The sequence below is a fragment of the Lysinibacillus sp. CD3-6 genome, assembly GCF_006351725.2.
Taxonomy (GTDB): domain Bacteria; phylum Bacillota; class Bacilli; order Bacillales_A; family Planococcaceae; genus Lysinibacillus.
In genome coordinates this window covers 271,538-285,758 of record NZ_CP085880.1, presented here as the reverse complement: position 1 = coordinate 285,758, position 14,221 = coordinate 271,538, and the positions used below count along the sequence as shown (strand labels likewise).

Here is a 14,221-nt window from a genome sequence, read left to right as displayed (position 1 = left end):
TTAAGAAGTTAACTTAATACCCTTTGTCTTTTTTTATCCGTATGAATAACATCCATGTTCAAAATGCTAAAACGTTAGCGTGGGTTGTAGCTTATACTGCGCTAGCAGAAATGGACTGCAGTCGCATGATTTTATAAATTTAGTTGTCTACAGCTAAAAATCCCACCGATACGTATCGGTGGGATTCTCTTTTATATTATTTTGTTGGTTTTTTTAAGTCCATTGTTGCAGCTGCACTTTCAACTTTTACACGTTTTAAGAAGAACGCAAGTATTAATGCGAGAACTGTAACGAATGCCGCGATTAAGAACGAATGTGTAATACCGTCTAATAGAGCTGTTTGCATAATTTGATCTTGCATTTGTTGCATTTGCTCTGCTGTAGGTGCAGCACCTGATTGCGCTGCTTGTGCCTTCGCATCTGCAATTAAGTCTGCAGCTGTTGATTTTGTACGGTTATTCATAAATGTAACTAATACAGCACTACCAATAGCTCCTGCTACTTGTTGTAATGTATTATTAATCGCTGTACCATGTGGATTCATCATTTGTGGTAATTGATTTAAACCATTTGTCATAATAGGCATCATAACCATCGACATACCAAACATACGAATTGTATACATCGATACGATGAATGTGTAGCTTGAATCAAGAGCTAATTTTGTTAATCCAAATGTTGCGATTGTTGTAATCGTTAAACCAATGATAGCCAAAATACGTGGTCCGAACTTATCGAAAAGTTTACCTGTAATAGGTGACATAATCCCCATTACAAGTGCCCCAGGAAGCATCATTAATCCAGCTTCAAATGGTTCAATACCGCGAATTGATTGCACATACGCAGGTGTTAAAATCATCCCAGAGAACATCGCCATTGAAATAATTACTGAGATAGCAGAACCTAATGCAAACATCGGATATTTGTAAATACGTAACTCTAGTAAAGGCTGATCCATACGTAATTGTTTAAAGATGAAAATAATTAAGGAAATAAACCCGATTGAAATTGTACCGTAAACCCAAGGACTAGACCATCCTTTGTCACCTGCAGTACTGAAACCGTATAAAATACCACCAAATGCTACTGTTGATAATAATACAGAAGGAACATCTAAGTGCACTTCACGTGTTTCCATAACGTTATCTAATTTCCAAATACCAAATAGCAGACTAATAATCGCAAATGGTATAATCATTTGGAACAGCATACGCCAATCATGATGTTCTACGATATAACCCGATAATGTTGGGCCAATCGCTGGGGCAGCAATCATAACTAAACCGAAAATCCCCATTGCTGCTCCACGTTTTTCTTTCGGGAAGCTAGTCAGCATTACGTTCATTAATAATGGTGACATACTAGCAGCCCCTGCCGCTTGCACCATACGTCCTGCAAGTAACATACCAAAGTTTGGAGCAAAGCCAGCCATAATTGTACCTATTGTAAAAATAGACATGGCAGTAATAAATAAATGTCTATTTTTAAAGCGTGTCACAAAGAATGCTGAAGCAGGTACTAAAATACCACTTACAAGCATATAACCAGTTGCAAGCCATTGTACCTTTGCATACGTAATACCAAAATCTTTCATGATTGTTGGCAACGCAACATTTAACAATGTGTTGTTAAGAAAAGCAACAAAAGCACCCACGAACAAAATAGCAATCATGCCATAAGGGGGCTTTTTCATTGTTAAGTCATTATTCATTTATATCCCTCTATTCTTTCTTGTTGTTTTGCGATAAAACTTATTTTATACTCGCAGTCTACTTTTTTCAAGAATTAAGATTAAAAAATTTTAAAACGTTGATATATAAGCGTTTACATTGTAGAATACGAGTATAATAATTTAAAAAGGTGAGGTCATGAACAAAAAAAAACGACAAATTATCACTTCAGCTCGGGAGCTTTTTATAGAAAAAGGATTTTTAGATACATCCATTAACGATATTATTAGTGCAGCTAAAGTTTCAAAAGGGACATTTTACAATCATTTCATTTCTAAAAATGACTGCTTAATTGCCATATTAGATGAGGGGCGTGAAGAAGCTAGCAATCGTCGACATGAGCTTCTTTATGGAAAAGACCCTACTGATTTAGAAATATTAACACAGCAGGTCGCTGTATTGATGCATGTTAACCGTGAGCACAACCTAGTACAAATTTTCGAATCAATTTTCCATTCACGAGACAGTGAACTTAAGAAAATTCTTTTGAATTATCACTTGCAAGAATTGGAATGGCTTGCAAATCGACTTGTACAGGTTTTTGGAGAAGAAATTAGACCGATGAGCTATGAATGTGCTGTACAAACGCTTGGGATGGTTAACCTTTCCTTACGTGCAGTTTTAATAGCTGACTATAAATATATAAACCGCGAAGCAATTGTACGGGTAGCATTACGCAATATAAGCCTAATTATACCTGCCATGCTTGAATCGAAAGAAGTCCTTATTACCGCCGAAATGTTTAACGCTATACAAAATGTAATAAATTATCAGCAAATAAGTAAAGATGTTGTGATTGAGCAATTGCTAGGCTTTACGAAGGGGTTAACAGAAGAAGAAACGGTGGAAGGTTTTGAATTCGCAACATTCCTTCTCGAAGAACTTCAAAAGCAGAAACCAAAACTTTTTATTATTGAATCTCTTCTTACACCTTTCAGAAAAGCCTTTGTCGGAACCGAACATGCCGCTGAAGCGCGCGATATTGCCAATAATCTATGGCGCTATGTGAAAATGGGTCAGCCATCAGAGCATTGTAAAAAATAAATAGCTATATAAGAACCCCGATTAGTATGCGACTAATCGGGGTTTTATATTAAGTATTTTCGTATTGATTCTACAAGCCAAAATAAACGAGTTGCTATAGAGCTACGACAACCTTTTTTGTACTCCAAAACAAACAGACATTATTTTTTTTATGCAATTTAGCAATCTGGTGGCCTTGTCCCCCGATACCATCCGCATTAGGTAAACCTATTCTGTGATTGACCCTATTCCATTCGTTTTCAATCTTTACCTGCTGTATACTAATGTTACATAAAAACTGCTTAGGAGGCATTTGAGTGCTACAGCGAATTATTATCACAGGCTATAAACCACACGAACTGGGTATTTTTAATGAAAAGCATCCTGGTATCCCCATTATTAAAAAAGCTTTAGAAAGCCGTTTAAGAACCTTAATAGATGAAGGTCTGGAATGGGTCATTATTAGTGGTCAGCAAGGCGTTGAAACATGGGGTGCGGAAGTTGTAATAGCGTTAAAAGAAGAATTTCCTAACTTAAAATATGCAATAATTACTCCATTTCTAGAACAAGAAAAGAACTGGCAAGAACTAAAACAAGAAAAATATCAGTCACTCGTTGCACAAGCAGACTTCGTAACAAGCGTGACAAAAAAACCGTACGAAGCTCCTTGGCAATTTACTGAAAAAGATAAATTTATTATTCAAAATACAGACGGCTTGCTACTAGTTTATGATGAAGAAAATGAGGGCTCCCCAAAGTATATGAAGCGTTTAGCCGAAAAATATATGGAAAATCACGATTATACTATTCTCACAATCAACTCCTACGATCTGCAAGTAATCGCAGAGGAAATACAACAGCAACAGCAGGATTGGTAGATAAACGAATATTTCCTCCTATAGTTGGGTATAGTAAAACCTTTCATATAGATAAATATTGATATAATTTTCTGACAATTTTATAATAGAAGGAATAGTACTTGTAACTTGAAAGGAGCTGTTAACATTTGAATAGAAAAATCGAAATGATTCTTGAGCCTACTCCTATAAATGTCTCACACGATACGTATCGTCGTGAATGTCAGTATACGCGAGGGATCCATATTGAGGAACAAGAATTTAAAGCCATTTTAAATGCAATGTGTCACGATTCACGCTTATATTTTGATTTCCATAATCCACGAAAAGAGATTAAAAAAGGAACTTATTTAAATGGACACTCCGGATTAGCACGCAATATTTATGACTACTATAAAACGCAGTACGATATTGAGTTGACGGACATTATAAATGGTAAAGATTTTTACGTAAAAATTATATAAGTGCCAGTCACTCAAACAATTCTGAATTCTGTCGGCAAAACAAGTTTCTAAAAACAAAAAACTACACCTCCCCTTGTCCAACAAGCGGGGTGTAGTTATTAGAACCTTTAATTCAATTAATGGTGTTATGACTTATTTCCACAAGCCGTCTTTCACCATTTTTTCTTTATTACGGAAAGCAACTAATACAGAAATAATATTAATTACTAACATAATAACAATAATGTATAACACAGGAGTGTAGCTTCCTGTAAAGTCAAAAATATAGCCATACGCTGGTAGTGCGATAATACCCGCTACTGCCAAGCCAATCGAAACTGTTGAATAGATTTGACTGTAATCTTTATTACCGAACAATGCAGCAGTAATTGCAGGAGCTAGCGTTCCGATACAAGCTGATACGAAACCAAATAGGCCAACAGCCACTACAATTGCAATTGTACTTTGTACAAAGAATAACAGTAACAACATCGAAACTAATCCGATTAACATTGCGATAATTGTTGTACTTTTAGCGCCAATTTTATCAATTAAATAACCAAATAGAATAGAACCTAAAAGTACGCCGACCATTAAAGCAGACATAATATTACCAGCAAATTTCACACTAAATCCTTGATTCACAAGGTATGTTGGAATGTGAATTGAAAAACTCGCAACAGACGTAATAATAAAGAAGAACAAAAGTAATAATGAAAATGATAATGATTTTTTCGCATCAGCAAATGAAATACCAGAATTGCTTGTATCTTTTTCTACTTTTTTCTCATTATTGTTAGTGTCTTCAGCACCATAAGGTAATAAACCTTTTTCTTGTGGTGATTTTCTTAATAAGAAAATAATTGTTGGAACAATAATTACGATAGCTGCAACACCTACCATAATATAAGCACTTCTCCACCCTTGGTTTGCAATTAAGTTACCAATTATAGGAGATGAGAAAGCTCCAATTAAACCGCCTGAAGCAGTAATAATACCTAAAGCTAATCCACTACGTTGTTTAAACCATTGATTGATTAATACTGGACCTGCTAAAACTGTGATTAATACACCACCAACAGCTAGAGGAATCGCAAGGATATACCAGCCCCAAACAGAGCTCATCATACCGAATAGAGCGAAAGAACCTGCTTGTAAAATAATCGCAACAACAAGTAAAATACGAGTATCATATTTAGCCATTAACTTCCCGCCGATTGGTAGGAATATCATTGTTACAATGGATGAAATACTTAGATATAACGTTAAATTCCCTAAACCTACACCAATGTCTTCCGATACTGATGGTAAGAATAGTCCAGCTGAACTGTTTAATCCAGATTTAGCTAAACCTACTGTAATACATAGACCTATTAAAACTAGCCATGCAAAGTGAAACTTTTTCTTATTAGCACTCATTTCCCTATTTCTCCTTTTATTTAAAAGACTTTATTTTACATAAAACAACAAATTTCGCCTTTTGGATGTAATTCGTCATTTTTGTAGTGATACGATAGATTTTTTGTTGTATATTTACATTACTTAACTTGTACCATTAGACTAAGCTATATGCACAACGTTGAAGTAAGATCTACTTTATAAAAAGAATTTACGGCTTCCTTTAATTTGATCAAATGAAGTGGAATCCTTGCGCACTGAATATCTCAAAATGCTCCTACACTCTTTTTATTTAGATCTGCGGTAGCTTACTTTTGACATTTCTGCAAGCAATTTCGCAGTTGATCATTCCACCTATAAAACCGCGCTACATTAGACTTTATCTTGCTTTCTTCCCACACAAACACCTCCAATAAATGTGAAACTTTTGTGACCTGTAATTTATTTTAACATTAAACTGTTTAATATTAAATTAATTAATTTCACAGAATATTTATTTATTCTTTGGAAATCTCTTGACAAATCCTTTTCTTGAATTTTCCGTATTTATTTTCCACACTTCTTTTATTATTTTTAACTAGGTAGTTCTAACTAACATCAGAAAAATTCGAAAATAAGTCTTTACTACTTCCTACTAAAATTAATATAATCAATCTTAATCATTAGTTTAACGGGAAATCTTTTCCTTTATTAGTGATTAATAACTATTTTGAAATAATAATTTAACTAGGAGGTATTCAGTGTAATATGATTGAGCAATTAAAATTAATAGACTTGAAAAATAAAAACAAACTTATGCTATTCACTTATTTAGCTTCCACTATTTTAGGTCTCATCGGTGCATTATCTTTAAAGCCTGATTTTTGGATCATCTTTTTCTATAGCGCGCAAATTATATTTTATCCATTGATATACATAATCACTAATCGTTATAAGAAAGAAATCGCCTTCCCATATATAATAGTCATCGTTATGAATGTATTTAATATATGTTTAGTAATGATACATGGCGGTCAATTATCCACAGCGCTATCAATATTTTTCTTTGCAGTGTTTGCTGCTGTTCAATTTAATAATAAGATTTTCGGTGTAGGATATATTTTAGGTTTAATAACACTTATTTTAGTTTATCTTTTCCCTTCACCTGAATTTGAGTACTATACTGGACAAATAAGTTCATTTATTATCATTTATCTCTTTACTGGTTTCTTATTAACAATATTAATTCGTATGAATCAAAACCAATTTAAAAAACTACAAGAGTATAGTGAAATCGCAGAAGCAGATGCGAAAACAAAAGAAGAGCATAAAATTCATTTGGAACGTGAAATTGGTGTGATAGCTGACAGTATTAGCAAAATTAACGATAAAGTTCAATTAAATTTAAGATCACAAGAAGAAATTCAAATAGCTATGAATGAAGTTTCAACAGGTAGCATGATACAAAGTGAACAAATTTCTAAAATAGCAGACAGTGCACAAAATAACTTAACAGCAATCCATTCTATGAATGAAATCACTGCCCTTTTAATAGATGACTCTGTTCAATCAAGCTCACTAGCAGATGAAGGCCAAAATAAAATTCATCATCTTACATCTGAAATGAATAGTCTTCAAAATGTTATTTCTAACTTAAGTGACAACTTCAAAACGTTAACTGAGAAAATTGAAGAAACTAATCAGTTTGCCAATGATATTCAACAAATAACGGAACAAACGAATTTATTAGCCTTAAACGCTTCTATCGAGGCAGCTCGTGCTGGGGATGCTGGAAAAGGTTTCTCAGTTGTAGCTCAAGAAATAAGAAATTTAGCTGATTTAACGAATAATATTACTGTTAAAATCACTGAGAATTTAACTGATGTCAATACAACGAATAAATTAGCACAAGTAAATATGAACAAAAGTAGTGATACATTACATCAAAGTGTAGAGTCTACAAAGTTAGTAAATACAAACTTTATTCAGTTAAGCGAAATTTTACATTCATTAAAAACTAAATTTAATGAATTTGAGCATTTATCAAACGAAGTAGCAGTTAACAGCCAAAATGTCGACACGTCGACAAATGACTTTGCTGCGATTATTGAGGAAGCAACTGCAACATTACAACAAATGAATGCATCGATTGAAAACATCACAGCTGACAATCATAGCATCGCAAAATACATTAATGATACAGCTATAAGCACTGAAAATATAAAAAATACTTATTAAAGTTTTAAAAAAAGAGAGTACGAGAACATATAAACGTTCCGTACTCTCTTTTCGCCCTTAGCGGGTTTCAAGTGCCAGTCACTCACACAATTTTATGTATGTCGTAACGCTAATAACGTCAGGCGCTTATATCGTGACTACAGAAAGCACAAGACGCTATTGAAGGCTTCATACTCTTTTAGAAGATGGGCCTATAGAAACCGCATAAACCCTTTCCTCCCCCCCTGAAATTCAATTTTACGCAAAAAAAGTATGCTAAGAATCAACTTAGCATACCTCTATTTTAAAAGCCTATAAATCAGCCACTTGTGCACTAACTGCTTTATTATTATACACTTCTGTATCTAACTCTTTGGTTACTCGCGCAGTAGTAACACCTGCTGTCATTGAACCACTTACATTTAGTGCAGTACGACCCATATCGATTAATGGCTCAACTGAAATTAAAATACCAGCCAGCGCAACTGGTAAGTGAAGCGCTGATAGCACAAGAATCGCTGCAAATGTCGCACCCCCACCAACACCTGCTACACCGAACGAGCTAATTGCTACTACTGCAATAACCGTAATGATGAAAACAGGATCTAGTGGATTAATGCCTACAGTCGGAGCAATCATTATAGCTAACATTGCTGGATAAACACCCGCACAACCATTTTGACCAATTGATAAACCAAATGAACCTGCGAAGTTCGCTATACCTTCTGGTACACCAAGTCTACCTGTTTGCGTTTTAATATTCATCGGTAAAGTACCCGCACTTGAACGTGAAGTGAAAGCAAATAATAATGTTTCAAGCGATTTTTTTAAATACGTAAATGGATTTAAACCACTTAATGAAAGAATTAGTAAATGCACAAGGAACATAATAATTAATGCAACATAAGAAGCAATAACAAATTTACCTAAGTTATAAATCGCTCCAAAATCAGAAGTTGCGACTGTACGTGCCATAATTGCTAAAATACCATATGGTGTTAAACGTAAAACAATAGTTACAACACCCATTATTAACGCATGTAAAGCATCTATACCTTTTTTAATCGTAGCTGCCATCTCTCCATCTTTACGTGCAACACGTAAATAGGCAAATCCTAAAAATGCTGCAAATATTACTACTGCAATTGTAGATGTTGAACGCGCACCAGTTAAATCAAGGAATGGATTCGCAGGGAATAATTCAATAATTTGTGTTGGTAAATCTGGTGCAGCCATGCCTGTAGTTTTTTCTTCTAGGTATGCTCCACGCTCTGTTTCCGCATCACCTTGCATAATTTGTGTAGCATCTAAATCAAATATTGTTGCTGAAAGAATTCCGACCGCCGCAGATACAGCTGTTGTACCAATTAAAATTGCTAAAATTAATGCAGCCATTTTCCCGAAATTTTTACCGATTGTCATTTTTGTAAAGGCAATCAAAATCGAAATAAACACTAATGGCATTGCCACCATTTGTAGCAGTTTTACATAACCAGTACCAATGATGTTGTACCATGGCGTTGTTTCGGCTAAAACTTCCGAATCAATACCATAAAATAATTGAAGTCCTAGACCAAGTGCAATCCCTAAACCTAGACCAGCAAAAACACGATTTGAAAATTTCACGTGTTTTTTGTTCATAATAACTAAAATCCCAACGAACACAAGTAACAGTGCCACGTTAAGAATAACCTGTAAAGTTGACAATAGAAGGCCTCCTAAGATGATTTATAATAATGTAAACCGAATTATATACCTATAATCCCTATTATTCAAGTATGTTTTATTAAGATTAATATTTTTATAAATGTAAGCGGTTTATTTTCTTTGATTAAACGGCTAAAAAGGAATACAATCAAACTAGTTTAAAAGTAAACTTGTATTTAGAAAAGGAGAATGTTCATGGGAAAATTACAAGATAAAGTAGCGATTATTACAGGTAGTGGAGCAGGAATCGGAAAAGAAATAGCACGTAAATATGCACAAGAAGGTGCAAAGGTTGTTATTGCTGACTTCAATGAGGACGCATTAAATGCAACCGTTACTGAATTTAATGATGCTGGTTATGAGACATTTGGTGTCAAAGTAAATGTCTCTATAGAAGAGGATATCCAAAAAATGATCGCTAATACCGTAGCTCATTTTGGTCGTATAGATATTTTAGTCAATAACGCTGGAGTTGGTGACAATATGCAAGCAGCAGCAAATGTTGAAGATGCAATTTGGCAACGTGTCATGGACATTAATGTGAACGGTGTAATGCGTGCAATTCGTCAAGTATTACCAATCTTTATTGAAAATGGTGGCGGAACGATTGTGAATATGGCTTCAATCGCCGGATTAACAGGCGGTCGTGGAGGTCTAGCATATACAACTGCTAAACATGCAGTTGTTGGGATGACAAAAAATATCGCATCTCACTATGGATCTCAAAACATCCGTTGCAACGCCATTGCACCCGCACATGTAGAAACAGGTTTCGCGGCAACAATGACGAATGTGGACCCATTTGGTATGCAACAATCTGTACGTGGCGTTCAACTTATGCCTAAGGCAGGTCAGGTTTCGGACATTGCAAATATCGCCCTATTTTTAGCTTCTGAAGAATCAGCTCTTATAAACGGTGTAGCTTTAGCTGCTGATGCTGGTTGGAGCGCTTATTAAAAATTCTTTTAACATTGTAAAGCATAATAAAAACCTACTACGTTTAGTGCACGAGGTAGGTTTTTTTATCGTTAATTAAAAAACAGCTTCCATAAATTTTTTTACATTCTTTTTTTAAACGTGTTACTGCATCTGACAAATGATCGACAGAAGTAAATTGTTGATATTCATTTGTAATAACAGCTATAGATAATGATGTACATGTAAAACGCTCTAATTTTCCCGCTCTATTCAAAACTTGTAATTGCACCAAATCTTCTAGCTCATAAAAATCAATTATTTGAGCATCAAACTCTTCAATAATCGTTTGGCAAATGCTTGCTACTTCATAATGCGGGAGAATTGCCACAAAATCATCGCCACCTATATGTCCTAAAAAATCTTCTATGCCAGTAATATTTCTATTGAGGATATCTGTTAAATAGAGCAAAATCTTATCTCCTCTATTAAAACCATAGGTGTCGTTATATGTTTTGAAATGATCTAAATCAAAATAAATAAGGCTATATTTTTCAAGTTGTAATGCCTTTTCTAGTTTTTCTTCTATTAATTTATTGCCAGGTAAGCTTGTAAGCGGATTTAAAAAGCTTGCAATAGCTACTTGTGTCTCTACGAGCTTTAACAGCAGTTCTCTAATACTAACCACACCCAAATATAGACCTTTTTTAATGACAATGACATCATCATATAGGTCCTCTACTCGTCGGTCCATTGCCTCCGTACTGACCTCAATAATAGGTGTACTACTCTCTACAATTAGAGGGTTGTCTTTCATGATAAGTTGATTTTGCCGACCCATAAATAAATTATAACCATAACGTGTACCAATTTTTTGATAGAAATGTGTGCGTGTAATATGTCCAATTGGTTTTCCATCTCTTACAACAACAACACTGCGCAATGATGGGTTGCTCGTAAAAAGTAAATCTACTTCTTTATTTTTTACAAATTCATCAATACTAAGAACGTTTTCTATGACTTCCCCTATCTGCATAGTCATCCACCCTTATTTCCCCAAAATGTATGTCTTTTGATGGCTTCCCTATCGCATATCCCTGTGCATAATGGATGCCAATGTCCTGTAAATAATTGAGCTCCTCTTGCCGTTCAATGCCTTCTGCAATAATTTTTGTTTCTGCTTGCTCAGCGTATGACATTAGTAAAGTAACTAGCTGCTGCTGCTCACTATTTTTATCGATAAATTGAATTAATGAGCGATCCAACTTAATAAATTCGGGCTTTAAATAGATAAGTGTTTTCAAGCTATTGTAGCCAGATCCCATATCATCCACCGCAATACGATAGCCCTGTGATCGATAATGTGATAATACTCTTTCAAACTCCACAAAATCTAACACTGCACTACGCTCAGTTAACTCAAATACTACTTGCTGCGGCTTAATGCCTAGCTCTTTTAACAGTTGTAATGTCTCACCACTATTATATTTCTTATCTAGTAATACGTTCGGATGGATATTAAGAAAGAGCATATAATCTTTATTCAATAATTCTCCATGGAGGCGCTCTTTGAAACGTTGCAATGAAAGGTTACGACAAAAGCATTCAAATAAAAACACGCAGTCTGTTTGCCCTACAAATTCATAAAATTGATCGACACTACTAAACAAATCGGAAGGTGTCGGCCGATTCAATGCCTCAAAACCCATTGTTTCTTTTGTTTGTAAGTTCATTATTGGTTGAAAAAAGGTATGTAAATCTTTAGTTTCTATAATTTTTTTCAATGTCTTTAAACGTTTTATATATAATGTATTGTTTTGATGCTGTTCATATAAATGATTTAAATATAAAAAGAAACTGTTTGTTTTTACGTTTTGTCTCACAGCAGACTCCATTTCGCACCTCTTAAATTGGTTATTAGTACTATTGTAAGCTTTCATTGTAAATGGGCTGTGAAGTCAGTGTAAAAAGAACAAAGTAATTTTGTCAGCCACCTTTAAAACTACTGCATACCTCCTAATTCGTAAAAATCCACTGCACTTTCCGCGGGCACGTCGTAAGCCGTAATCGTCGCTGTTGCGCCGCCTATTACGTCTTACGTTGCGTGCGTTCCCGCAGGAGTAACTGGGACTGTCAAGCTATCAAAATTCAGAATTGTTTGGGTGACTGGCACTCTCGTTTTAATTGACAAATATTTTTGATAATTTATGATTATATATAGTAGCTTTTATCTTTCTTTTCTGAAAATTATAGTTTACTAGTAGATGATTTATTTTTTCTTTGGTCTTTATAGGAAAACCTATTGAGATAAATTACTTTTCAAGGGAGGATCATGTTAATGAGTTTGTCTATTCAACAATTATTGGAGAACAAAGGAATTACAGCAAAATCTGAACACCTTGAACTACTAAAAACACGGTGGGAAAGTATGCAATCACTTCGCAGCAATTTAGAAGGCATTGCAATTGATGATGCAGATATTGCTATTCGCAATATACCTGGAGGTGACCACATTGAAAACTGATTTACATTTGAAATCTGTAGAAGAATTGGCGCCATTAATCGAAAACAAAACACTTTCTCCTGTCGAATTGACGAAAGAAATTTTGACATTTGCTGAAGAAAGCCAACCAAAAATTAATTCTTACATGGCCTTTTATAACGATGAGGCTATAGAAAATGCCAAATTGGCAGAGCAAGAGATTTTAAATGGCCATTACCGAGGAATGTACCACGGAATTCCGATGGCACTAAAAGATAATTTATACTTTAAAGATAAAATAACAACAATGTCTTCAAAGATTCATAAAGATTTTGTCTCAAATTATGATGCGACTGTTGTTGAAAAGCTTCGGGAAGCAGGTGTGATTTTCACAGGGAAATTAAGTATGCATGAATACGCATGGGGCATTACAAATAATAATCCTCATTATGGACCTGTACGCAACCCATGGGATCTTGATAAAATTCCAGGAGGCTCAAGCGGTGGTTCAGGAGCAGCAGTAGCAGCAGGCGCTAGTGTAGCCTCATTGGGAACAGATACAGCAGGCTCTATCCGCATTCCTTCTTCAGCGTGTGGTATTGTTGGCTTAAAACCAACACATGGTCGTGTAAGTAAATTTGGATGTTATCCGCTTGCTTGGAGTTTAGATCATATTGGTCCTATGACAAAAACGGTAAAAGACGCCGCAGCTATGCTTGAGATTATTTCAGGCTTCGATCACAGAGACCCTACATGTGTAGATGTACAAGTAGATAATTATGTAAATCAGCTTTCTGGCAATGTCAAAGATTTAGTCATTGGTGTGAATGAGGATTATTTCTTTAACCGCGTTGACTCAGATGTTGAACGTGCGGTTCGTGCGAGTATTCAAAATCTAGTAGATCAAGGGGCAAAGGTCGAAGTTGTTAAAATCCCATCCTTGCAATATGCAGAATGGGCAGAGCTTGTAACGTCCCTTTCGGAGGCGTCTGCTATCCATCACTCCGATTTACAAAAGAGACCACAAGATTTCGGTGATGATATTCGTCTGTTATTTGAGCTAGGTGAATTACCGTCGGCGGTTGATTATTTACAAGCTCAACAAGTACGTAGACAAATTAAACAAGAGTTTACACAAATATTTAATCAAGTAGATGTTTTAATTTCACCGACATTACCGATTGTTGCCAATACGATTGGCGATGACTTTGCAGACCTGAATGGGGAAAAAGTCGACTTAATCGACAATATTATTCGTTTCACGGGTCCAAGTAACTTAACTGGATTACCAGCCCTTTCTGTTCCATGTGGATTTAAAGGCAATTTACCAATCGGCTTACAAATTATTGGACCAGCATTTAAAGAAGGTCGTATTTTAAATGTAGGCTATGCGATTGAACAAACAAATCCATTAAAAAATAGAAAGCCTAATCTTTTTGCTAATATTTAAACATATATAGCCGTCCATTC

At 35.0% G+C, this 14,221-nt stretch carries 12 protein-coding genes; 7 read left to right on the top strand and 5 right to left on the bottom strand.

What is annotated here, in order from left to right:
* Positions 1-196: 196 nt before the first annotated feature.
* Positions 197-1,711 carry an MDR family MFS transporter gene (locus FH508_RS01360; protein ID WP_173478812.1) on the bottom strand — a complete coding sequence of 505 codons (1,515 nt, stop codon included), beginning with the start codon at positions 1,709-1,711 and terminating at the stop codon, positions 197-199.
* Positions 1,712-1,868: 157 nt separating this feature from the next.
* Between FH508_RS01360 and FH508_RS01355 the strand changes: the two genes are divergently transcribed.
* The 3 genes from FH508_RS01355 (at position 1,869) to FH508_RS01345 (ending at position 4,074) form a co-directional block, all read left to right on the top strand.
* A complete protein-coding gene (locus tag FH508_RS01355; protein WP_173478813.1) occupies positions 1,869-2,774 on the top strand; it encodes a TetR/AcrR family transcriptional regulator in 906 nt (301 codons plus the stop codon).
* Positions 2,775-3,070: 296 nt separating this feature from the next.
* Positions 3,071-3,631 carry an SLOG family protein gene (locus FH508_RS01350; protein ID WP_173478814.1) on the top strand — a complete coding sequence of 187 codons (561 nt, stop codon included), beginning with the start codon at positions 3,071-3,073 and terminating at the stop codon, positions 3,629-3,631.
* Between the two features lie 128 nt (positions 3,632-3,759).
* On the top strand, positions 3,760-4,074 hold the full coding sequence (locus FH508_RS01345) for a hypothetical protein (RefSeq protein WP_173478815.1): 315 nt from the start codon (positions 3,760-3,762) through the stop codon (positions 4,072-4,074).
* A 132-nt stretch (positions 4,075-4,206) separates the two neighbouring features.
* Here FH508_RS01345 and FH508_RS01340 read toward each other — a convergent pair whose 3' ends face one another.
* Positions 4,207-5,472, bottom strand: a complete 1,266-nt coding sequence (locus FH508_RS01340; protein ID WP_173478816.1) for an MFS transporter — start codon at positions 5,470-5,472, stop codon at positions 4,207-4,209.
* Positions 5,473-6,198: 726 nt separating this feature from the next.
* Here FH508_RS01340 and FH508_RS01335 point away from each other — a divergent pair.
* Positions 6,199-7,668, top strand: coding sequence for a methyl-accepting chemotaxis protein (locus FH508_RS01335; RefSeq protein WP_173478817.1), 1,470 nt, complete (start codon positions 6,199-6,201; stop codon positions 7,666-7,668).
* Between the two features lie 291 nt (positions 7,669-7,959).
* On the opposite strand, the gene FH508_RS01330 is transcribed toward FH508_RS01335, so the two are convergent.
* Complete coding sequence (locus tag FH508_RS01330; protein ID WP_173478818.1) at positions 7,960-9,354, bottom strand: L-cystine transporter; 1,395 nt, start codon at positions 9,352-9,354, stop codon at positions 7,960-7,962.
* Positions 9,355-9,549: 195 nt separating this feature from the next.
* Here FH508_RS01330 and FH508_RS01325 point away from each other — a divergent pair, with 195 nt between their 5' ends.
* Positions 9,550-10,311, top strand: a complete 762-nt coding sequence (locus FH508_RS01325) for a glucose 1-dehydrogenase (protein ID WP_173478819.1) — start codon at positions 9,550-9,552, stop codon at positions 10,309-10,311.
* Positions 10,312-10,354: 43 nt separating this feature from the next.
* Here the strand turns inward: FH508_RS01325 and FH508_RS01320 are convergent, their stop codons facing one another.
* Positions 10,355-11,305, bottom strand: coding sequence for a GGDEF domain-containing protein (locus FH508_RS01320; RefSeq protein ID WP_139860536.1), 951 nt, complete (start codon positions 11,303-11,305; stop codon positions 10,355-10,357).
* Complete coding sequence (locus tag FH508_RS01315) at positions 11,271-12,164, bottom strand: EAL domain-containing protein (protein WP_139860534.1); 894 nt, start codon at positions 12,162-12,164, stop codon at positions 11,271-11,273. The genes FH508_RS01320 and FH508_RS01315 overlap by 35 nt, the downstream gene beginning before the upstream one ends.
* A 443-nt stretch (positions 12,165-12,607) precedes the next feature.
* Here FH508_RS01315 and FH508_RS01310 point away from each other — a divergent pair, with 443 nt between their 5' ends.
* Together FH508_RS01310 and FH508_RS01305 are read left to right on the top strand one after the other, a co-directional pair.
* Complete coding sequence (locus FH508_RS01310; RefSeq protein ID WP_139860532.1) at positions 12,608-12,793, top strand: hypothetical protein; 186 nt, start codon at positions 12,608-12,610, stop codon at positions 12,791-12,793.
* Complete coding sequence (locus FH508_RS01305; protein WP_217270283.1) at positions 12,783-14,201, top strand: amidase; 1,419 nt, start codon at positions 12,783-12,785, stop codon at positions 14,199-14,201. The genes FH508_RS01310 and FH508_RS01305 overlap by 11 nt, the downstream gene beginning before the upstream one ends.
* Positions 14,202-14,221: the final 20 nt, after the last annotated feature.